Origin of the sequence: Bacillus sp. 1021, assembly GCF_014534735.1 — a bacterium.
Lineage (GTDB): Bacteria > Bacillota > Bacilli > Bacillales > Bacillaceae > Bacillus > Bacillus siamensis.
The window spans coordinates 25,342-47,391 of record NZ_JACVSR010000002.1 but is presented as its reverse complement, the minus strand read 5'-3'; the positions used below and the strand labels follow the sequence as shown (position 1 = coordinate 47,391).

Below are 22,050 nucleotides of genomic sequence, written 5' to 3'. Positions count from 1 at the left end.
TCATTTCTAACCGGCGTTCATACTGTGTTAAAATGCTTGTATGTATACTACGATTCATGAGGTGTTCCATTGGATAATCAAAACAAAGAACCTGTGCTGAAAAGAACCATCATGCGGGACGAAGTGTATCACACGCTCAGAAACTGGATCATAACGGGCAGGCTCAAACCTGAAACAAAGTTAAAGGACAAGGAACTGTCGGAAACATTGGGAATCAGCCGCACTCCGATACGGGAAGCCTTATTGCGCTTAGAAGATGACGGCTTGGTCATGACAAAGGCAAACAGATGGACGCTTGTCGCTCCGATTGAGTTAAAAGAAGCGGAAAACTTGTATTCCATTGTCTGGACGCTTGAAAAACTCGCGTTGCAGCAAGCCCTCCCGCATGTGGACGCTGCAGTGATTCAGGAATTGAAACAGCTTAATGAAGAGCTGCTTCAAACGGTGAAAGCCGGCGATAAAATGGCCATTCTGGAAGCGGATAATGCATTTCACCATCGCATCATTCTGCTTACAGACAATGCCGAACTCTGCAAATTGCTTGTGGGCCTGAAGGTGAAAATCCAGAGAATGGAGATCCGCTATTTCAGCGAAGATGATGCATTGACCAGATCATACAATGAACACGCTGCTATCATTCACGCATTAGAACAGCAGGATGACGCCGCTGCCCTTGCAGCGCTTGAAGCGAATTGGAAAAACAGTTTAGAACGTCTGCAGAACATGTCTTAGCAAACGAAAAAGCCAAATCATATGATTTGGCTTTTTACGGATATAACAAGGCAGCCGACTTGGCTGTCTTGTTTACTTTTTGTTTATATATAAATAAATACCGTAATCCGTCGGCACAGAAGCATACCCCATCTGTCTGAGCATGGCTGTTATATTCCCGCGATGATACGTTCCGTGATTCACAACATGGAGAATCATATCGGCCGCCGTGGTTTTCATGATGTCACCTGACGGATGTTCTATTTCAAGGGAGAGATTGATATTTTCCTCCTTTTGCAAAAATAGTTGATATTGGTCTGATAATTCCAAAAATAGATTTTCCAGCTCTTCTATCTCTTTAGACAAGATGTCCTCTTTTTGCTGTTCAGCTGATTTCAGCGTATCCTCCAGACGCTCTCCGGAGAACACATCAAACCACCCCTTATCCGACAGATACACATGGGTCAATACACCGGCTATCGACGGAAAGACACTTTGAATCTCTTTACGGTACACATCCTCCGGAAGCTCTTTAAGCCGGGTGAATATTTGCTGATTTGCCCAAAGATGATAATCATACAATTGCATTGCCAGATGTCCCACAAAACCCTCTCCTCTCTCGATATAGAACGTACGTTCCTGATTATACCACGCTACATGCGGCTCTGTACCGTTTTCTTCATTTGCAGCTGAGAAAACCCGATAAAGGCTGAAAATAATAAAAGAATCCCCGCGCTTATATAAATAAACCGCACGCCGAATACATCCGAGATCATTCCCGTTCCAATAATGGAAAACATAAAGATCAATTGAATGAATGCTGATCTCGCCGCTAATATATTGACCCGTGTCTGTTCAGTCGTGATGTTTTGAAGAAAGGTTTCCTGCGTCAGATCTCTTAATACGCAAGCCGGCCCCATACACAGCACCAGAAAAAGGGCCAGAACGGCACTGCTGGTCAATCCATAAATAAAAGTGAGCATTCCATATGCCAAGGCTCCCGTCAGCATAAGCGGAATGAGGCTTCGCTGAAACTTACCGGATAACCTATAGATGATCAATCCGCCGATCATCGTCCCTGCATAATAGGCTCCGTTCACATATCCCCACCACGCTTCTCCTTTTTGAAGGACGTCATGCACATAAGTTAAGGACACAGATCCGATCCATATCATGCCTGCCCACGATTCGATCACATCCATCACCATCAGGGCCCGCAGCTGTTTTTGCTTAAATAAATACACCCAGCCGCTTGCCGCATCTGCAAAAAGTGAACGTTCCCTGACTGCTGCCGTCGCACAGATGCGTACTTGAAGAAACAGAATGATGCCCAAAACCGAAGAAACCAGTAACATTACAGTGATGATTATTGTATAGCTTTCTCCCAAAAATGCGATGATGACGCCGCCCAGAGACCATCCGGCAAACTGAACGGTCTGATCCGCCGCAGATAATAAGCCGTTCGCCTTCGCCCTTTGATCAGGAGGAATGATTTCTCCAATCAGCGCGCTTTTTATCGGAGCGAACCAGCCGTTGCAAAAAGAAATTCCTCCGACCAGACAAAACAGCAGAAAAAAGAAAGCCGATGAACCAGCTTGGATTACATAAAACAAACAGACTAACAGTGTCACCTGTATCAATTGAGAACCGATCAACAAAGACCGAAGCGTAAACCGGCCGGTGACCAGCGGCAAAACGGCGCTTCCCAATACGCGACATACAATGCTGACGAACGTCATGAGAGAGGCCGCCGCCGTCGAACCGGTTTTTGTAAACAAAAACAAGATAACAGCCATTGTATAAAGTGAGAATCCTAAATTGATAGCGGTCTGGCTGTATAAAATAGAGTAATACGCCCTCTTCAAATTCATCTTCTGCAAAAGCTTCACTCCCTGATTATGTAAATCATACCATATTTGCCGATCAGCTCTCTTAAAAAACAGAGTTCACTCCATCTATTAGTCTTTATGAGCAGAAAGGAAACTTTCAGCAAATAACAATTAAGAAGGATGGAGTGACACATATTTAAAATCATCAGTGCGATTATCATCGTTACGTTCGTGCGGGGTATTTATGGGCGCCTACAAAAATCGGACTCGGCTATATTTCACCGTTTTTCTTTACGGCCCTGCAGCTTTTTACAGGAGCTCTTCCATTATTCCTTATACAATTCATACGTAAGAAAGATTGGCTTCCGGCTAAAAATACTGGAAAAATTTGATAAATATACCCTTCGTTATTAAAAATCAGCTTGCTGCCCCCGCCGCAAAGAAAAGAAAGCGGTGTACGCATTTACTTTCAAAAAGACATCGACACCCAATCCTTTTTACAAAGCTAAAAAAGACGGGGCTCTCTATTGAAGAGATGACTGAATTTTATTCCCACCAGAGACTTTGCTTTGGCTCAAAACGAAGGTAGAGATCTTAACGAAACACGTCAGCAAGCTGGAAAAACAGCTGGCCGACATCGAAAATGTTATTTCGTTAACGAAAAAGAAATCGGCACTTATCGTGATATTTTGAAGGCGATGAAAGATTAATTAACTCTGTGATTTCGGAACAAAACAAGAGCCGATGCTCGCAAGCATCGGCTTTTTTTCTCCTTATATGGGAGGCTCCGCATGTCAGGTTTTCATCTTTAATTTGATTTTCCTGCCTTCCGAAAAAGTAATCATACTTAGGACAATGAAACAGCCTATCCACTGTATCCATGTTAAGCGCTCCCCCAGGAAAAAGGCGCCAAAGATGATTGTGATGATCGGGCCCATCATTGAAATCAAAGACCCTCTTACTGCCCCAATCCGTTTGATACCTTCCAGCATAAATAAAAAAGGAACGACTGTTGTAAATACAGCAATGATTAAAAAAAGGAAATATACGGGTGGCTGAAACGACCATAACTCTGTCTGATAGCCAAAACCCTTTCTGATGATTAAAAAAAGCACCATGGCAATGCTTGCTAAGGACATCCCATATGCATTCATACGGATACTGCCTACTTTGCGAACAAGCTGACCGGACAGGACCAAATAAAGTCCGTAAACCGCGGACGACAGAAGAACGAGAAAAGCGCCAAATATATTCGCACTCAATTCGTGCAGATTCCAGCCGCCAATGGAAAAAAAGATTCCTATGCTGACCACAACGACAGAAATGATGTCTGCAACGGTGATTTTCTCCATTTTTCCAAAAAACGAGATAATCATGACAAAAATCGGATAACTCATAACGAGCATCCTTTCTACAATAGCTGAAACATAATGCAGCCCGATAAAGTCCAACAGCGGAGATAGAAAAAAAACGAGCAGACCCGTGATTCCTGCTCTGACTATATCAGCCTTTGCCGGTTTTTCAGATAATTTAGCACGATATGTAAGAAAAATGATGCAAAAAAGAGGGGTTGCAATCACTTGCCTGAAAAATAGCGTTGACTCCGGAGTGGCTCCGAATGAGTAAGCCCACTTAATAAAGATCGACTTTGAGGCAAAACATAGCGTACCAACAATCATAAACAACATTCCGGCGAGAAACGGGTGATTTAGTTTTGGCGGAGTATTCACTTCGATTTTGCTCATAGATTTACACCTTTCCTTAGTATGAAAGAAATGAAACACCCTGGCTCATAGCGCAAGGTGCTCAAGGTTATTATTTATATCATACATTTAATTTAATATTATTTATTTCGATTCTGTAAGCAGTTTCCCTTTTTGTTTTATATACCATAATGCATTTCTATCAATAATTTTAGACATACTGGCGTCTTCAGGTTCCGGCCTTGGCATGGCAATGGGGCTGATTTTTTTATCATAACGAAGGATATCAATAGAAAAAACCGAGATTTTCGGTTGTGTACATACATGCCATTGCCATACTGGCGCCTGTCCCTTATGATGTATAATGCATAATAAATATATCTATAATGCTTATCAGTAATAAAATGAAAGAGGTGACATTGATGGAATGGGAACAGCTTGAATATTTCCAAACGCTCGCACAAACTGAGCATGTCACAAAAGCCGCAAAGCTATTGTCCATATCACAGCCCGCACTCTCCCGCTCAATTTCCCGATTGGAAACCCACTTAGGCGTTCCGCTGTTTGACAGACAGGGCCGTTCGATTACATTGAACAAATACGGAGCAATGTTTTTAAAACGGGTTCAGACCATGATGAAAGAGTATACTGACGGCCGAGAGGAAATTCAGGCTTTATTGCAGCCGGATCAAGGAGAGGTTTCTCTTGGATTTTTACATACACTCGGGACAGCCATCGTTCCGGATGTCATCAAGACCTTTCAGCAAAAACACCCCGCAATCAGCATTACATTAAGACAAAATCATTCCTATTGGCTGCTCGATCAGCTGAAAGAAGGTAAGCTTGATCTCTGCCTTCTCGCATCCACTAAACCTGAAAAGTCGATTCGATGGGTGCAATTATGGAGTGAGGAACTCTTTTTATATGTACCGAAAGGACATCGCCTGGCACATCGTGAAACCGTCACTCTGGACGAACTCGCCGAAGAACCTTTTATATTGCTGAAAGAGGGGTATGCGCTCCGAATGACGGCTGATCAGCTATTTGAACAAGCAGATATCCATCCGAAGATTATGTTCGAAAGTGAAGAGGCGGCAACTGCGGCCGGCTTCACGGCCTCCGGTCTCGGTGTTTCCATTCTGCCTGATTTAAAAGGATTGGATCAAAGCAACCTCTCAAAAATACGCATCAGCTGGCCAAAATGCCAGCGCGTGATCGGCCTCGCCTGGATAGAAGGCAGATTTTTATCTCCTGTTGCTGAAACGTTCAAACAGCATGTGATTGAACATTTCGGCTGAACAATGCCGTCCTGACGAAAAAAAAGCCGATGCGCACAAGCAACGACGGCCGAACCTGTTCTTCAAAACAGAATAAAAAAAGAGGGCTTCCGAGAAGGAAGCCCTCACTCCGTCTGCTACGCCAATAAAAGAAAAATAAGCGCTAAAACAGCCGGAAGTCCTTGTTTTACGATAATTGATTTGTTTGAAGTAAAGCCGCCGAAAAGAGCGGCGATGACCACGCAGATGACGAAAAACAATTGAATCATATGGCCAATCGGATCAGCTCCGAGGATCAGCCCCCAAATGAGGCCGGCAGCCAGAAATCCATTATACAGACCTTGATTTGCAAACATGACCGCCACATTCCGATCACCTTCTAAATGCTTCGGCAATTTGAAGGACCGCTTAGCTGCCTTCGAATTGATAAAAAACATTTCAAGTATCATGATAAATACATGTTCTAAAGCTACAATTCCGACGAAAACAGCTGCAATAATGTCCACTGTCTCTCTCCTCTCAGCTTCACTTCAACCTTATTTCCATTGTGCGATTGTTTCGATAGGAAGACGGTAGGAAGCATATCCTTCGTCCGCCGCTTTTCCGATTGATAACAGCATGACCGGTACATAACGCTCTTTATCCATTCCGAAAACCTCGGCGATCTTTTCTTTATCGTAGCCGCCGATCGGGTTTGTGTCATAGCCGTGCGCGCGTGCCGTAAGCATCAGCTGCATGGAAACAAGGCCTCCGTCGATCAGAATCGTTTCACGGTTCACTTGCTCCGGAAGTTTTTCAAAATGTGCCGTCAACGCAGCGATTTGTCTGTCTTTTACTTCCTGCGGCATGTAGCCCAGTTCGACCGCTTTTGAATAAATTTCTTCTAAATAGTCATCACTGTTCATATCTGCGAAAACCGCGATCACCGCAGATGATGTGCTGACTTGTGTTTGGTTAAAGCTAGCAAGCGGCGCGAGTTTTTCTTTTCCTTCAGGGCTGTCAATGACAAGGAAACGCCATGGCTGCGCGTTAACTGAAGACGGCGCTGTCGTTGCTTCTTCCAAGATTTGAGTCATTTCTTCTTTGCTGATTTTTACAGCCGGATCGTAATTCCGAATGGAACGGCGGCCTTTCATAATGTCCATAAAGTCGTTTGTTTTCAGTTCTGTTTTCATGTGTAATACACTCCTATGCTTTCATATTTTCTATATTATTCTGCATCTGCGACAATACGTTTTTTAACATACTGCGTTCTTCCGCGCTGACACCGGCAAGCATTTCCTTTATGAAACGCTCCTTCTCTTTTTTGGAAGTCTCAATTCTCTCCCGTCCCTGTTCAGTAAGCCGGACAAGTATAATGCGGTTGTCCTCAGGTTTGCGTCTTCTTGTGACCATTTCTTTGGTTTCAAGCTGTTTCAAGTGTCTTGTAACAGCCGCCCCATCAATATTCACCTTTTTCTGAAGATCGCTTTGACTGATCTCGTCGACGTGAAAGAGCACGGCGAGAAGCTCAAGACGGGATTGGCTGATTCCGGTGCACGCTTCAAACTTCGCTCCGATTATTTTATGCAGTGATTGAAGCTGATATAAAATCTCGCCTTCCTCTGAACAACATGCTGTCAAAACCCATCCCTACTTTCTTTTGCGCAATTAATTGACTAGTCAATGTTTGATATATCAATAATATACATCCGTTATTCTTTTTTTGCAAGTGTTTTCTCCTTTTTAAAAAAAGCTGCCGGTGAACGGCAGCTCGCTTCTTAATGATTATGAACTTTTCTGAAATTACTGCCTTTTACTTCAGCTACATCATATACCGTTACAAAGGCGTGCTTATCAATGTCATTAATAATTTCCTTCAGTTTGGTCTCTTCCAAACGGTTGATGACACATGTGATTTCTTTGAATTTTTCATGAGAAAAACCGCCGTATGCTTCTTTATACGTAGCGCTTCGGCCTAATTCCTCACGAATGGTTTCGACCATTAATGCAGGCTCGTTGGTGATAATCTGAAATGTTTTCGAACCGCTTAAGCCTTCCTCAACCACATGAATCACCTTAGACGCAATGTAGTAAGCAATCACGGAAAGCAAAGCGCCTTGCAGCCCGAATACAAAAGAAACAAAAATAAACACAAAGATATTTAAAAATAAAATGAGGTCGCTCGTGCCGAACGGCAATTTCCGTGACAGCAGCACGGCCAGCATATCAATTCCGTCTAATGCGCCGCCGTTACGCAGTGCCAAGCCCATTCCCAAGCCAAGAATAATCCCGCCTACAACGGTGATTAACAGGGTGTCTCCCTCGATGATAGCCGGCGTGTGATGGAAAAAGCTTGTACCCGCGGCAAGTGAGACAATGCCGATAATGGATAGAAACGCAAAGCCTTTCCCGATTTGCTTATATCCCAACCAGACAAATGGTATATTGATCACCGCAATTAAGATCCCAAGAGGCAAATGAAACAGCTGCGAACCGACAATGCTGAGTCCGGTCACTCCGCCGTCAGATACACTATTCGGAATCAATACGGTTTCCAGCCCATACGCGGCAATGATTCCGCCGATGATGACCATGATGGCCCGTACGATGGATTTTGCTTTAAATTTCTTACGTTTTTGTTTTTCGATTGTATTCATATCATTCCCCGCTTCAATTATTTTATCTTATTTAAATATACCATAATTGATACTTTTCGTTAAAAATAAGCCGATCAGCCGATTGTGAAGCAGGAACCGAGGAAGGTGATTTTACAGATAAAGTATCCATTTACGGCTTTAATCATTCAAAACACCACCACACAGTAAAAGGAATTATTATCCATTAATAATCCCTTTTGTTTCCCTTCTTCACATATTCCCAATCATGTTCTATATTTTTTCTCACCCGCTGAAGAAGGCTGGAAATGGTTTCTTTTTCTTCAGATGTAAAGCCGGCCAAGGCTACTTCCGCAGAGTGCTCTCCTTCTCTTTGCAATAACGGATAAACCTTTCTTCCTTTTTCGGTCGGGAACAGTTTTTTTATTTTTTTATTTTGATCATCAGGACGCTTTTCAATAAACCCTTGTATTTCCAGTTTTTTTATCGCTCTCGCCGCTGTTGTTCGGTCAACTTTAATCATTTCCGCCAATTTTTCCTGTATCATTCCCGGGTTTTCACATATACGAACAAGATAGAGATACTGCCCTTTTGTTAAGTCTAATTCTTTAAATTCTATATTGCTGATGGAATCCAATGCCCGGGCAATCATGCCGATTTCCCGCAAAATATCAGTCATATCTTTTCAAACCCTTCGTATTTTTGTTGCATTTACAATATAATTGTTTTATCGTTACTTCTATAAGACCACAAGCAAGCCGTGCAGTCCAGACTAATATGTGAAAAGGATTGGTTAATGATGAGGGTAAAAAGAATAACGACGGAAATTGATTTACAAGCAGCGCTCGAGATTAGAAAAGCAGTATTCATTGAGGAACAGCAAGTACCCGAATCCGATGAGTTTGATCAATTTGATACGCTTCAGGAACAGTGCGGGCATGTCTTGGTTTATCATGAAAATCAGCCTGCCGGCACAGGACGCGTCCGCATCGTAAACCATACAGGCAAGCTCGAACGAATCTGCATCCTGAAGCCTTACCGCAAATACGGGTTGGGCAAAGTAATCATACGCGAATTAGAAAACATGATAAAAGAAAAAGGCATCACCCAATGTAAACTGCATGGACAAACACAAGCGGAAGGCTTTTATCACAAACTGGGATATCAGACAGATTCACCGGAATTTATGGAAGACGGTATCCCGCATGTTTTAATGACAAAAGAGTTGGTTTAACCGAATAACAGCAAAACGGCTGTATGAATTATTTACCGAAAGCCTTCTATAAAGGCTTTTTTTCTTATCCTGAAACCCACAACTAAAAGGAATGTATTCGCAGCCGGTGCTTGTCACAAATGGCCGCCCCAACGGTTATCCCATACTTTGCACTTGCATACGTCACTTCAATCGTCGGCGCTTCAGAAGCAGCCATTTCACTTTACGCAACACCCGCTTTATCCTTACTTATTTCCTGGTTTTGGATAGGCGAAGCGCCCGCCTTTATTTCTCTTTTAGGCGGAACAGTTACAGTCGTCGGGGTGTGTTTTATCTATTTGGAAGCAAATAAAATCAGGCTTAACTGAATTTTTCAGAATTGTGATATGTTAAGTATATCAATATTAAAAGAAAGAAAATCCATGATGCGATAGGTTGCAGCTTCTTTGCCATGCTTGGCGCATAAAAGGGGTGTAAGGAAAATGAAGATAACAGATAGTATTTATGGCGATTATGTTGTAGATGGAATTCTTGAAGAGCTTATTTTCAGTCATCCAGTACAAAGACTAAAAGGTGTTTACCAAGGAGGAGCAAGTTATGTTGTGAATCAAAAGTGGAATGTCACGAGGTATGAACATTCCATAGGCGTAATGCTTCTCATAAAAAAATTGGGCGGCTCTTTAGAAGAACAGATCGCAGGTTTACTTCACGATGTATCTCATACTGCATTTTCACACGTTATTGATTTTGTATTTAACAATAAAAATGAGGATTATCACGAAAACATTTATCATCAAATCATAACTGATTCAGAAATCCCCCATATTCTCAGTACATATGGATTAAATTACAAAGACATTCTATTAGACAACTCTAATTGGAATTTGCTCGAACAGCCAGCTCCTGAGTTATGCGCTGACAGAATCGATTATACCTTAAGAGATATGTATCGGTACGAAAACATCACAATGGAGGAAGTTGATCATTTCTTAGATCATCTAATAATTAAAGAAGGAAAAATATACTTAAAAGATATAAAGACTGCTGAATGGTTTGTAAGAATTTATTATAAAGAGGTTATTGATTTCTTTATGAATCCTCTTAATATTTACGGTTATGATTATTTGGCTAAGACTTTAAAAACCGCCTTGGATAAAGAAATCATTAACATAAACACACTGCTCGGAACAGATGAAGAAGTAATGGACATCTTGCGTTCTTCCGGGGATATGGATGTTAAAAATCTTGTTAGCCGCTTACATCGAAGAGTCATTGTTAAAGAAGATAAGGCTGATTATCATTTGCATCGTAAGAATAAAATGAGGATTATTGATCCGTCTGTATTCTATGATGACAAACTTATCGCTTCCTCTGCATTATCAAAAGAAATTAAAACGATGAACGAAAATGCTAAGAAAAAAGCTGAAGAAGGGATGTATGTAAAAATAATTTCAAACTGATTTACCTCTTGAGCCTGCTTCAATCATTAGGCAGACGTAGGGAACAGTGAAAAAGTAAAACACGAAACAAGCCCATCCTTGTCAGCATCGGCTATTCGACTGTCATTGGTGTCACTATAACTAGAAAGTTACAATAAGTGTGTGAAGCTGTTTCTTAACGCATATGCGTTTCCGTTCCAAAATCGGAACCATTGCCAATTTACATTTATCTTTAAATTATTTATTAGTAAGAAACAATTCTCTTTTTTATTAGAGGGGAACCAGCATGCCTGTTTTTAGGAATTCCTTTCTGCACTGGCCCCCCTCAAAGATTAACTCTCTGTCATACCTAATGATAAATAATTCTTAAATTCCTTCTATTAGAGAGTATTGGAGTTACTGGTATGATCTCGCCATTAAATGGATCTCTCAGTTTAAAAACATAAATTCGGTGCTCATTTCCAGGAGCCCCTCGCCCTCTTGATTTTTTTTGATCAATAATATCCGCAGGATTATTTGGATTAAGTATCCAATGAGAATACCAGATCTGTCTTACATATCTTCTGTTCGTACTCTGAGGGCGTTCATTGAATCTACAGTGGTTCGTTGCCCCTTGCCAATATAGGTATCTGCCATTACTGATTTCATAACGATTATTTACAAAAAACCTAATTCCGACACATTCACCTGGATAAATGATGTCAGGTATATTATAATGACTTTCCCGGTGACAATTGGCATCTCTATATTTCGTATAAGGAGTTACTCTAACGCTTTGTAATCGGTTTCTGTTAATGAATAAATACTGCTGGGTGACTTGACCAGTTATAGGATTAACCGCTAAGTGACTGAGAAGAATGCCCTGATAAGCCGACAAGTTTGTGTTTTGAACACTTGTGGTTACATTGATGGTGTTGTTCGTTATACTTGTGACGCCACCTACCAATCTTCCGTTATGAACACAATAGCCATTCCTGCATGAAGCTCCGCTGCTCGCTCGGTATGACACTCCTACGCATGTTCCACGTACGATAACAACCAAACATACCACTTCCTCTCATTTAATCTGCTTACTAACTATGAATATCAGGATCTGTTTGAATAAATAATTATTTTCTCACACGCCCAATTTTTTACTTTTTCCATTCGTTACTGTTAAAAACCATCAAGTGGTTTCCCGAGGTTCCATACCGAAAGAACTGGATCAATTCACTCCTCTTCCTCAATGAGCAAAAAAAAAGGAAAACAGCATTGGAATGCCCAGTGTGCCCAATCTGTAAGAACGGCGAACCTAGCCATTCTCTCATTACCGTAACTAGAGTTGGCAACACGCATAACATTGTTAATACAGTTTCAGGATATAGTTCAGTTTTTTGCAATATTCTCAGAAACAGCAACTCATTTCTTGACTCAAGCGGCTGCTTTGAATTCTTGCACTGAATTAAGTGTATGGACGGGCTATTTCATCTATTTTATATCTCGCTTCTTATGCAACTCTTAGATTAATCCCTCGTACCAACTTGACAAAAAATACACCTCCAGTTTTTTTATAGAATATGAAAAAACGATCTTAACGAATTGGACTTATGTTTCTTTTACTAAAAATGTGCTATTCAATATTATTGTTTTTTGACAGATTTTAAGCACAAAAAAATGAGCAGACATAAAGTCTACTCTTCCAACTTTGTTTCTTTTCCTTTAACCAAGTCGGCCGCCGTCACCAAAGGTTTATTAAATCAATTCAATACATATAATCTCCTTCAGTTAAATCATATATCACAAAAGCTCAAAGCTAACAAAAGAACAGAATTAGTAATTTGTTTATTTGCAACGTAACTTAACATAACCACTCTTTCCGGAACACACCACAAAAAAACTGTCGCAGACCAGTGGGGACTAACCCATAATATGGGATAAATGAAAAACACCTTCACGTTTGAAAGGGGAAATATTTAAAGTATTTAATTTTATACTTGTGGTACAGTAAGAATGAAAAACAAATTGAAAGCGGATGATCCCATGCCAAATAAAAGCAAACCCAACAGTTTAATCACAGAGAAGTCTCCATATCTCCTCCAACACGCCCACAACCCCGTAAACTGGCACCCTTGGGGAGAAGAAGCCTTCGAAAAAGCGAAACGCGAAAACAAGCCGGTTCTTGTCAGCATCGGCTATTCGACATGTCACTGGTGCCACGTAATGGCTCACGAGTCCTTTGAAGACGAAGAGATCGCCGGTATTCTAAATGATAAATTTATAGCCATCAAGGTTGATCGTGAGGAGCGGCCTGATGTGGATTCCGTGTATATGAGAATCTGCCAGCTGATGACGGGGCAGGGCGGGTGGCCGCTGAATGTGTTCATCACACCTGATCAGAAGCCGTTTTATGCGGGGACGTATTTTCCGAAGACGAGCAAATTTAACCGCCCTGGCTTTATCGATGTGCTTGAACATCTGTCCGAAACGTTTGCAAACGACCGGCAGCATGTCGAGGATATTGCTGAAAACGCCGCCGCTCATCTTGAAGTCAAGGTTCACCCGGCTGAGGGCATGCTTGGCGAACAGGCGGTCCATGACACGTATCGCCAGCTGGCCGGCGGGTTTGATACGGTGTACGGCGGGTTCGGCCAGGCTCCGAAGTTCCCGATGCCGCATATGCTCATGTTTCTGCTTCGCTACTACAGCTATACGGGTAAGGAACAGGCATTGGCAGGCGTAACCAAGACACTCGACGGCATGGCGAACGGCGGTATTTTTGACCACATCGGGTTCGGATTCGCCCGCTACTCGACTGATAATGAATGGCTCGTGCCGCACTTTGAGAAAATGCTGTATGACAACGCCCTTCTCCTGACTGCATATACCGAAGCCTATCAAGTCACGGGCAACGAGCGCTACAAACAGGTTGCGATGCAGATCGTGACGTTTATTCAGCGGGAAATGATGCATGAAGACGGCAGCTTTTTCTCAGCCTTAGACGCTGATACCGAAGGCCGTGAGGGGAAATATTACATATGGTCAAAAAAAGAAATCATGGATCTTCTCGGTGATGAACTCGGCTCGCTTTATTGCAAGGTATATAACATCACAGATCAAGGCAATTTCGAAGGAGAAAACATCCCGAACCTTATTTTCACGCGGCGTGAGGCCATCCTCGAAGAGACCGGCCTCACCGGACATGAGCTGACCGAACGTCTTGAAGAGGCAAGAACAAAATTGCTGGAGGCGCGGGAAAACAGAAGCTATCCGCACACAGATGACAAAGTGCTGACCTCATGGAACGCGCTCATGATTGCCGGACTGGCAAAAGCCGCAAAGGTATTTCACGAGCCGAACTTTCTCAGCATGGCGGAAACAGCGATCCGCTTTCTCGAACTTCACCTCATGCCGGACGGGCGCGTCATGGTCCGCTACCGTGAGGGCGAAGTGAAAAACAAAGGATTTATCGATGATTACGCTTTTCTCATCTGGGCTTACCTTGACCTGTATGAAGCGAATTTTGATGCGTCTTATCTGCAAAAAGCGAAAACGTTATGTACAAGAATGCTGGAACTGTTCTGGGATGAAGGACACGGAGGTTTCTTCTTTACGGGGAATGATGCCGAGACTCTTCTTGTCAGGGAGAAAGAAGTTTATGACGGGGCCGTGCCTTCCGGAAACAGCGCGGCTGCCGTACAGCTGCTTCGCCTCGGCCGCCTGACGGGTGATGGATCACTGATCGAAAAAGCAGAAGCCATGTTTTCTGTTTTCAAACGGGAAATAGAGGCCTACCCGAGCAGCAACGCTTTCTTCATGCAAAGCGTACTGGCGTATACAATGCCGCAAAAAGAAATCGTTGTGTTCGGAAGCAAAGATGATCCGGACAGAAAGCGTTTCATTGAGGCGCTTCAGGAACATTTCACTCCCGCCTATACGATTCTCGCCGCGGAACATCCGTCAGAGCTTGCAGGCATTTCTGATTTTGCCGCGGGTTATCAAATGATTGACGGTAAAACGACGGTTTACATTTGTGAAAATTTTACCTGCCGCAGGCCGACGACGGATATTGATGAAGCGATGAACACATTACAAATCAGCAGCAGAGCCTAGGCGGCCTGCTGCTTTTCTTTTTTCACAAAACGGAACGCGAGCCATGCGAAGATGATATTAATCACCAGAGTCGATATGCAATCAAATATTTCATAGCCGCCGGCAGCTGTTGCAAATAGCGACGGAATACCGCTGTACACCGAATGATCCTCTGTGAGAAAGATAAATAAAAACATATTATTGGCAGCGTGACCGCCCAAGGACATCTCCAGACTGCCTGTTTTAATCGTGATAAAGGTCCAGATCATGCCGATGGTGACATATCCGATTCCCGCCCAGAGCGCCCCGTTTTCCATCTCCGGATTTCCGAAATGAAGTGCGCCGAATAATCCGCCGACGATGACAGTCAAAACCACCGCATTTGCCGTCAGTTTTCCGGCGAACTGAAGCAGAAAACCCCGAAAGAGAAATTCCTCCGCGGAGGTTTGAATCGGCACCAAAAAGATGGCTGCCGCTAACAGCAGCAGAAAGCGTGAAGCATGGAATTCCTGAAGCGAGAAGCGATCCGGATGGATTGAAAAATCAATCAGCCCCGCCATAAACATCAACAAAAAGTAAGTGCCGAATCCAAAGAAAATCCGCTTCCAGTTCAGCGACTGATTCGGTGTAATGATGGATAAAAACCGCCGTTTCATAATGAAACGAACTGCTATCCAAATGCCCGGGATGGCTATGAAATAGACGATATGCTGTAAATAAATATCCGCCAGCGGGTCACTTAATGCCGCTTCATCCCAATCTATCGTCAATGAAGGATTGAACTCGGACGTGAGAAACATATAAAACACGGTCAATATGCTTCCAAAAAAGAACAAACCCGCAATGACCAACAGAGAAAGGAGATATCTCCACACACTATTTCTTCCTTCTGCGGGCCTTATAAACATATTCATTTTTATGCATCAACTTCCTTTCCTTCAACATTTTACAATATAAACAGAATCAGATATAGAAAATGTTATATATTTTTAAGAAGAAAGCGCTATGCCGTTTCCTTCGGCTCTGGTTATTTGCACTCTGTTTTTGCCATAAAAAGACCTTTATAATGTATTTGTCAGATAAATTTACAGTATTTTCTGATTACATTTTGCCAAGTCAGGGGGTTTTTTATGAAACATCAGACATTCTCAAATGTGGCGAACCGATTAGACCGTCTCCCCATTTCGCGTGTGCACTATCAAGTATTAACCGCTCTCGGAATCATCTATTTTTTCGATCTCGCTGATCTGTTTACGCTCAGCAACGTCGCTCCTGCGCTGATTGAGCATTGGGGCGTGAAGCTGTCCACCATTGCCGACATCACGGCTGCATCCTTCCTGGGCATGTTTTTAGGCGCCTCGCTCGGCGGCAGGCTGTCTGATCGGATCGGCAGGAAAAAAGCGCTGAATTGTTTTGTTCTTATCTTTTCGATCTCATCTTTTCTGAATGCGCTGGCATGGGACATTCCTTCCTTAATGATTTTCAGGTTTTTGACAGGTCTCGGCGTCGCGGCCGCTATGATTGTCACTAACAGCTACTTGGCGGAATTCTTCCCATCCTCCGTTCGGGGAAAATACATCTCCTTTTGCGCCATGATTGGCTTAATCGGCGTTCCCGTGACAAACGTCGTATCCGCTTTTGTCATTCCGTTAGGCTCATGGGGATGGCGGCTCGTTTTTGTATGGGGCGCGGCCGGTCTCATTTATTTCTTTTTTATCCGCCGGCTTGAGGAATCGCCGCGCTGGCACGAAAATCGGGGGGCATATGATCAGGCAGACGCCATTATGAATCGGCTTGAAGCCCGCGTAGAGAAAGAAAAAGGTCCGCTCCCCGCGCCAAAAGAAGCAGCAGAAGTACATACAGTGAAGCACGCCGGCTACTTAGGGCTGTTTCAGGGCAGGAATTTAAAGATCACCATCATCCTGTCTGCAGTATGGATTCTTGAAACCTTTGGCTTTTACGGCTTTGCCTCATGGGTGCCCAGCCTGCTGAAAAGCAACGGCATCACCATGGAAAAAACGCTGTGGTACAATGTGCTTCACTCTGTCGGCGCCCCGCTTGGCGCGTTGCTCGGTTCCATGATATCCGAGACGTTCCAAAGGAAATGGATTCTGGCCGCAAGCGCTTTTCTGACCGCCATTGCCGGACTGTTGTACGGCATGACGTTTATTCCCGTGATGATTATTGTGTTTGGATTTGTCGTCAACGTCACGGAACGGGTTTTCACCTCAAATTTATACGCATACACATCAGAGCCGTATCCGACGGAATATCGTTCGGCGGGCAGCGGGCTGGCGTACGGGCTCGGCCGTTTTTCCAACATATTCGGTTCCCTGCTCGTCGGATTTATTGCCGTAAAACTCGGATACATCAGTGTCTTTTTGTTTATCGGCGGCTGCTGGCTTCTATGTTCCGTTCTGTTAATCCTCTTCGGCCCGAAAACAAATGCACAGCAAATATAATCAATAAAACAGTGCGGGTTCACCCCGCACTGTTACACTGTGATTTCTATCAAATTGCCTTCCCCATCCTCTATCACGCTCTCATAATATCCGTCACCCGTTACGCGCGGGCCGCTTACAACCTGAAATCCGTCATTTTTAAACGTCTCCGTCAGTTCATTCACCCGCTCCTTGCTGCCTGTAGAGAATGCGAGATGCGCCCATCCGGTCATATTCTGTGACGGAGTTTCATCAATGCCTCCTTTTTTCATAAGTTCCAGCCTGCATCCGGAGTCAAATGACAGAAAGTACGATTTGAAATCCTTTTTCTCATTATGGTAAAGGTCATTGGCCTTTGCCCCGAAGTATTTCTCATAAAATTCTTTCATCCGTTCTAAATCTTTGACCCATATCGCTGCATGTTCAATTCGCATATGTCCGCCTCCCTTTTTTCCTCAATCTAGTTATAAGGCATGAAATCCATTTCAGCTCAAGACTTTTTCCTCTGAAATTGATGCATAATTTGTTTTTTAGCCGTTTCTCCGTGCAAAAACAGCAAAAATGCTTCTTTTCCGACACGTTCTAAATGAAGTTCCAGGGATGGAATATTCAAAACCCGGCTAACGCTTAAATTTCCTTCACCGATGATCTCCGCGTCCCATTTCTGTTCTTTCGCAAATTGGTACAAGCCGGCAGCCACATCATCACTGTGCGCATAGACGGCCGTCGGCGGCTTGCTGAAACCCCAGAGATGCTCACCCGCACGCTTTCCATCGTCCATATCATGGCAACCGACCATAATGCGGGTTTCATCCAGAGAACCGAAAACCGCCTTATATGCATTTACCTTGTCGGCCGTACTCGGGCTTTTTTCCGCTTCCCGCACACATGTAAAAGCAACGTCTTGATGCCCGCGGTTTTTCAAATACATAAAGCTCTCTCTGTAAGCCGCCTGCCTGTCGTTATAAGCGCAGGGAATCTCTTCGTGCTGTGTATATTCACAAGCGACAATGGGGCCGTATTCAAGGTAAGGCACGGCTGTTTCCCATTCATTCGCGCGGGAGGTGACAATCAGCCCGTCAATCTTTTTCATTTTCAGAAGTTCGAAATACGTCATCTCTATAGCGGGGTCATAGTTGGTGGGGAGAAGGGTTGTCACGTAATCATGAGCAAATGCTTCCTTCGTGATACCGTTTACAATTTTGTCAAAGCAGGGATGGTCACTGTACGGCAATATTACGCCGATCGTATTGGTCTTTCCGCGAATCAGATCAATGGCAGTTCGATTAGGAGTATAATCCAGCTCCTTCATTACTTGATTCACAAGACGCCTTTTCTCCTCAGATACATACGGGTGTTGGTTTAACACGCGTGATACGGTGGCCACCGACACATTCGCCAGTTTCGCAATCTCTTTTATATTTGCCATGTGCTCCTCCATTTTCGATAATAAAAAAGCAGCAAGAGTGGATTTCTCTTACTGCTATCTCATCATAAATCCACTGTCATTTCAACAGGGCAATGGTCAGAACCCATGATATCGGCACAAATGGCCGCTTGGCTGATCCGGTGCTTCAGCCTGTCTGAAACAATAACATAATCGAGCCGCCAGCCGATATTTTTCTCGCGTGCATTCGTCCTGTAAGACCACCAGGAATACGCGCCTTCCTGATCGGGATATAAATAGCGGAACGAGTCGGTAAATCCCGCGTTCAGCAGAGCGCTGAACGCTTCCCGCTCCTGATCCGAGAAACCGGCGTTCTTTCGGTTGGCTTTTGGATTTTTCAAGTCTATCTCCCTGTGTGCGACATTCAAATCGCCGCATAAGATCACGGGCTTCTTCCGGTCAAGCTTCTGCAGATAATCCTTAAAATCCGCTTCCCATTGAAGACGGTAATCAATTCGCTCTAATCCGCGTTTGGCATTTGGCGTGTAGCAGTTGACGACGAACACATGCTCAAATTCAAGCGTGATCACCCGTCCTTCTTGATCATGGCTGTCAATTCCCAACCCATAGGACACGTGCAGCGGCTCTTCTTTCGAGAAAACAGCCGTGCCCGAGTAGCCTTTTTTCACCGCATAGTTCCAATAGGCGTGATATCCTTCAGGCTGTAATGATACTTGTCCGTCCTGTACTTTTGTTTCTTGCAGGCATAAAATATCGGCTTTCGTTTCCTGAACGTAAGTATTGATATCTCTTTTTTTCATCACGGCACGCAAGCCGTTTACATTCCAAGAAATCAGTTTCATGTGTTCCCTCCCGCCGGCTCAGCCGGTATTAACATTCAGCATGTGTCTATTTCCATGTTTTATTGTGCCTGCCCTCTAATGCCAACAGCTGTTTTTTCATTTCTAAACCGCCTCTGAATCCGGTCAGTTTTCCGTTTTTCCCGATGACACGATGGCACGGAACCGTAATCAATACCGGATTTTTCCCGATTGCGGCGCCCACGGCTCTTACGGCTGACGGTTTCCGGATCATTTCTGCTATATCCGAATAGGAGTATATCTCGCCGTACGGTATGTCCATAAGCGCTTTCCATACAGCAAGCTGAAATTCCGTCCCATAAAGATCGAGCGGGACGGAAAATACCGATCTGCCATTTTTGATGTACTCGGACAGCTCTGCTGTGTAAGGCGCCAGTTTTTCATCATCACGCACCAATCGGTATTCCGGCATGGCTTTTCCTGCCCACTGCACAAGTTCTTCAAAGTTACCATGATTTGAACCTATGAAGCAAAGCCCCTTAGAAGTAGCGGCTGTATACAGTCGCCAATCATTCCACGTGAAGCGTGTCCAATAGATCATCGTCTCTTTACTCATAATGACCCTCCCTGTCTCGTTCCGGCAGTTTTTCTGTATTCTGTGGGCGAACTTCCGGTTCTCTTTTTGAAAAGGGTCGCAAAATGCGCTGTGTTTGGAAATCCGACAGTCAGAGCGATCTCCATAACCGTCTTATCAGTATGCATTAAAAGATCCCCCGCCTTCGCGAGTCTTTTTTTCTGTATATACTCAATCGGAGATATCCCTCTGATTTTTTTAAATGTCCGCTGTAAATGATAAGGGCTGCCGTGACACATATCTGCCAATATGCTCAGAGTCAGGGGTTCGTGATAATGGCCGTCAATGTACTCAGTGATTTGCGCAACCCATTCTTCATCTGGGAGACGAAGGCCGTTTGGCCGGCACCTTTTACAAGGACGAAAATGTCTCTTTATCGCTGCTTCAGCCGTATCAAACACCAGTACGTTTTCCTTATTCGGAACTCTCGATTTACAAGAAGGGCGGCAGAAAATCCCCGTCGTTTTTACTGCATAATAAAACACCCCGTCATAGGAAACATCATTGTGTATGATTGCGTTCCACTTCTCATCTGTCAGGATATTTCTTTCCGTTTCCATCTCAGTCACCCCCTGTTCTTCAGTATAAACAAATTCATTTTATAAGTACGCATATTTGAATAGGCGAGCAAGATAACAAAGACGGATGTAAGAAGCCCTTCCATGTTTCATGTGAAACATTTCGGCAGGATGGGGACGGAATAATAAAAAAAGAGCAGGAGCCCGCAGGCTCTTGCTCTTTTCTTTCGGCTTACTCGCCAGTTACGTATGGAAGTAAAGCCATTTGACGTGCGCGTTTGATCGCGATAGTCAATTTACGTTGGTATTTCGCATTTGTTCCAGTTACACGGCGAGGTAAGATTTTACCACGCTCAGAAACAAACTTTCTAAGAAGATCTACATCTTTGTAATCGATGTGCGTAATGCCGTTAGAAGTGAAGTAACAAACCTTACGGCGTTTCGCACGACCGCCTCTGCGTCCTCCTGCCATTGTCATTTCCCACCTTTCTTGTTATGAATATAGCGATAATCTATTAGAACGGAAGATCATCATCCGAGATGTCAATCGGCTTGCCGTCGTTGGCAAATGGATCATCATTAAAGCTGTTCCCTTGATTTCTTCTCTGGCTGTTCTGATTTCCGCCGAACGGATTATCATTTTGGCCTCCGCCAAAGTATTGGCCTCCGCCGCTGTTTCCTTCGTTGTATCCGCCTGAACCAGAACCGCCGCTTTTAGGCTCAAGAAATTGAACACTTTCAGCTTGGACTTCTGTCACGAAGACACGCTGTCCCTGCTGATTTTCGTAATTTCTCGTCTGGAGTCGGCCGTCTACGCCGGCAAGACTTCCTTTTTTAAGAAAGTTTGCAACGTTTTCGGCTTGTCTTCTCCAAGTGACACAATTAATGAAATCGGCTTCACGTTCTCCGGACTGGTTCGTGAAAGTACGATTCACAGCAAGAGTAAACGTGGCGACAGCCGCACCGCTTGGCGTATAACGAAGCTCTGGGTCTTTTGTTAGTCTTCCGACTAATACAACTCGGTTAAGCATATGAAAGACCACCTTTTAACATTATATATTTCAAATTGCTTATTCTTCTTCTTTAACAACGATGTGGCGAATGATATCGTCACTGATCTTAGCTAAACGGTCGAATTCAGCAACCGCTGCAGCTTCAGACTGAACGTTTAAGATTTGGTAGAAACCGTCACGGAAATCGTTGATTTCGTAAGCAAGACGACGTTTACCCCAATCTTTTGTTCCAGTGATCTCCGCTCCGTTAGAAGTCAAAACGTTGTTGAAACGCTCGATAACTGCCTTCTTTGACTCTTCGTCAATGTTTGGACGGATAATGTACATAACTTCGTACTTTTTCATCTGTTTGCACCTCCTTTTGGTCTAAGCGGCCCTTAAATGGGCAAGGAGCAATAA

The 22,050-nt window shown here is 43.7% G+C and carries 24 protein-coding genes and 1 pseudogene; 8 read left to right on the top strand and 17 right to left on the bottom strand.

What is annotated here, in order from left to right; all coding sequences use genetic code 11:
• Positions 1-69: 69 nt before the first annotated feature.
• A complete protein-coding gene (locus ICW23_RS06890) occupies positions 70-732 on the top strand; it encodes a GntR family transcriptional regulator (protein WP_099744908.1) in 663 nt (220 codons plus the stop codon).
• 72 nt (positions 733-804) lie between these two features.
• Here ICW23_RS06890 and ICW23_RS06885 read toward each other — a convergent pair whose 3' ends face one another.
• Positions 805-1,314, bottom strand: a complete 510-nt coding sequence (locus ICW23_RS06885; RefSeq protein WP_188154219.1) for a DinB family protein — start codon at positions 1,312-1,314, stop codon at positions 805-807.
• A gap of 50 nt (positions 1,315-1,364) precedes the next feature.
• Positions 1,365-2,582, bottom strand: a complete 1,218-nt coding sequence (locus tag ICW23_RS06880) for an MFS transporter (protein WP_188154526.1) — start codon at positions 2,580-2,582, stop codon at positions 1,365-1,367.
• A 527-nt stretch (positions 2,583-3,109) separates the two neighbouring features.
• On the opposite strand from ICW23_RS06880, the gene ICW23_RS06875 reads away from it, so the two are divergent.
• Positions 3,110-3,250: a hypothetical protein gene (locus ICW23_RS06875; RefSeq protein WP_156524415.1), complete on the top strand. Its 141-nt coding sequence runs from the start codon at positions 3,110-3,112 to the stop codon at positions 3,248-3,250.
• Positions 3,251-3,334: 84 nt separating this feature from the next.
• Here the strand turns inward: ICW23_RS06875 and ICW23_RS06870 are convergent, their stop codons facing one another.
• A complete protein-coding gene (locus ICW23_RS06870) occupies positions 3,335-4,285 on the bottom strand; it encodes a DMT family transporter (protein WP_188154218.1) in 951 nt (316 codons plus the stop codon).
• Between the two features lie 380 nt (positions 4,286-4,665).
• Between ICW23_RS06870 and ICW23_RS06865 the strand changes: the two genes are divergently transcribed.
• Entirely contained in the window at positions 4,666-5,541 is an 876-nt protein-coding gene (locus ICW23_RS06865; RefSeq protein WP_016937341.1) for a LysR family transcriptional regulator, read from the top strand.
• A gap of 116 nt (positions 5,542-5,657) precedes the next feature.
• On the opposite strand, the gene ICW23_RS06860 is transcribed toward ICW23_RS06865, so the two are convergent.
• From ICW23_RS06860 to ICW23_RS06840, 5 genes are all read right to left on the bottom strand, one after another.
• Positions 5,658-6,026: a DUF1304 domain-containing protein gene (locus ICW23_RS06860; protein ID WP_064778469.1), complete on the bottom strand. Its 369-nt coding sequence runs from the start codon at positions 6,024-6,026 to the stop codon at positions 5,658-5,660.
• Positions 6,027-6,056: 30 nt separating this feature from the next.
• Entirely contained in the window at positions 6,057-6,695 is a 639-nt protein-coding gene (locus ICW23_RS06855) for a nitroreductase family protein (RefSeq protein ID WP_004393039.1), read from the bottom strand.
• A 13-nt stretch (positions 6,696-6,708) separates the two neighbouring features.
• Complete coding sequence (locus ICW23_RS06850; protein WP_188154217.1) at positions 6,709-7,143, bottom strand: MarR family winged helix-turn-helix transcriptional regulator; 435 nt, start codon at positions 7,141-7,143, stop codon at positions 6,709-6,711.
• 137 nt (positions 7,144-7,280) lie between these two features.
• A complete protein-coding gene (locus ICW23_RS06845; protein WP_016937338.1) occupies positions 7,281-8,159 on the bottom strand; it encodes a YitT family protein in 879 nt (292 codons plus the stop codon).
• A gap of 184 nt (positions 8,160-8,343) precedes the next feature.
• Positions 8,344-8,796 (bottom strand): MarR family winged helix-turn-helix transcriptional regulator, encoded by a 453-nt coding sequence (locus ICW23_RS06840; protein ID WP_047477339.1) that lies wholly within the window; start codon positions 8,794-8,796, stop codon positions 8,344-8,346.
• Between the two features lie 120 nt (positions 8,797-8,916).
• On the opposite strand from ICW23_RS06840, the gene ICW23_RS06835 reads away from it, so the two are divergent.
• The 4 genes and pseudogenes from ICW23_RS06835 to ICW23_RS06820 all read left to right on the top strand — a co-directional run bounded on the left by ICW23_RS06835 (position 8,917) and on the right by ICW23_RS06820 (position 14,858).
• On the top strand, positions 8,917-9,351 hold the full coding sequence (locus ICW23_RS06835; RefSeq protein ID WP_045925747.1) for a GNAT family N-acetyltransferase: 435 nt from the start codon (positions 8,917-8,919) through the stop codon (positions 9,349-9,351).
• A 128-nt stretch (positions 9,352-9,479) separates the two neighbouring features.
• Positions 9,480-9,698: pseudogene (locus ICW23_RS06830) on the top strand (EamA family transporter); the annotation flags it as partial.
• A 114-nt stretch (positions 9,699-9,812) separates the two neighbouring features.
• Positions 9,813-10,790: an HD domain-containing protein gene (locus ICW23_RS06825; RefSeq protein ID WP_045925744.1), complete on the top strand. Its 978-nt coding sequence runs from the start codon at positions 9,813-9,815 to the stop codon at positions 10,788-10,790.
• Positions 10,791-12,788: 1,998 nt separating this feature from the next.
• On the top strand, positions 12,789-14,858 hold the full coding sequence (locus ICW23_RS06820) for a thioredoxin domain-containing protein (protein WP_188154216.1): 2,070 nt from the start codon (positions 12,789-12,791) through the stop codon (positions 14,856-14,858).
• Here the strand turns inward: ICW23_RS06820 and ICW23_RS06815 are convergent.
• Positions 14,855-15,751 (bottom strand): CPBP family intramembrane glutamic endopeptidase, encoded by an 897-nt coding sequence (locus ICW23_RS06815; protein WP_188154215.1) that lies wholly within the window; start codon positions 15,749-15,751, stop codon positions 14,855-14,857. The two genes, ICW23_RS06820 and ICW23_RS06815, sit on opposite strands and share 4 nt — an antisense overlap.
• Before the next feature lie 216 nt (positions 15,752-15,967).
• Here ICW23_RS06815 and ICW23_RS06810 point away from each other — a divergent pair, with 216 nt between their 5' ends.
• Positions 15,968-17,299 (top strand): MFS transporter, encoded by a 1,332-nt coding sequence (locus ICW23_RS06810; RefSeq protein WP_045925741.1) that lies wholly within the window; start codon positions 15,968-15,970, stop codon positions 17,297-17,299.
• Between the two features lie 32 nt (positions 17,300-17,331).
• Here the strand turns inward: ICW23_RS06810 and ICW23_RS06805 are convergent, their stop codons facing one another.
• The 8 genes from ICW23_RS06805 to rpsF all read right to left on the bottom strand — a co-directional run bounded on the left by ICW23_RS06805 (position 17,332) and on the right by rpsF (position 21,996).
• Positions 17,332-17,712 carry a VOC family protein gene (locus ICW23_RS06805; RefSeq protein WP_016937329.1) on the bottom strand — a complete coding sequence of 127 codons (381 nt, stop codon included), beginning with the start codon at positions 17,710-17,712 and terminating at the stop codon, positions 17,332-17,334.
• A 56-nt stretch (positions 17,713-17,768) separates the two neighbouring features.
• The gene (locus ICW23_RS06800; RefSeq protein ID WP_188154214.1) at positions 17,769-18,707 is read right to left on the bottom strand and encodes a LacI family DNA-binding transcriptional regulator; all 939 of its coding nucleotides are present in this window, start codon (positions 18,705-18,707) and stop codon (positions 17,769-17,771) included.
• 62 nt (positions 18,708-18,769) lie between these two features.
• Positions 18,770-19,528, bottom strand: coding sequence for an exodeoxyribonuclease III (gene xth / locus ICW23_RS06795; protein WP_016937327.1), 759 nt, complete (start codon positions 19,526-19,528; stop codon positions 18,770-18,772).
• Positions 19,529-19,574: 46 nt separating this feature from the next.
• Positions 19,575-20,102 carry a methylated-DNA--[protein]-cysteine S-methyltransferase gene (locus tag ICW23_RS06790; RefSeq protein WP_188154213.1) on the bottom strand — a complete coding sequence of 176 codons (528 nt, stop codon included), beginning with the start codon at positions 20,100-20,102 and terminating at the stop codon, positions 19,575-19,577.
• Positions 20,099-20,680 carry a bifunctional transcriptional activator/DNA repair enzyme AdaA gene (locus tag ICW23_RS06785; RefSeq protein ID WP_188154212.1) on the bottom strand — a complete coding sequence of 194 codons (582 nt, stop codon included), beginning with the start codon at positions 20,678-20,680 and terminating at the stop codon, positions 20,099-20,101. Before ICW23_RS06785 ends, ICW23_RS06790 begins: the two co-directional genes overlap by 4 nt.
• Before the next feature lie 190 nt (positions 20,681-20,870).
• The gene (rpsR, locus tag ICW23_RS06780) at positions 20,871-21,110 is read right to left on the bottom strand and encodes a 30S ribosomal protein S18 (protein WP_004392983.1); all 240 of its coding nucleotides are present in this window, start codon (positions 21,108-21,110) and stop codon (positions 20,871-20,873) included.
• A 43-nt stretch (positions 21,111-21,153) separates the two neighbouring features.
• Complete coding sequence (gene ssbA / locus ICW23_RS06775) at positions 21,154-21,669, bottom strand: single-stranded DNA-binding protein SsbA (protein ID WP_016937325.1); 516 nt, start codon at positions 21,667-21,669, stop codon at positions 21,154-21,156.
• Positions 21,670-21,708: 39 nt separating this feature from the next.
• Positions 21,709-21,996, bottom strand: a complete 288-nt coding sequence (rpsF, locus tag ICW23_RS06770; protein ID WP_004392977.1) for a 30S ribosomal protein S6 — start codon at positions 21,994-21,996, stop codon at positions 21,709-21,711.
• Between the last annotated feature and the right edge of the window lie 54 nt (positions 21,997-22,050).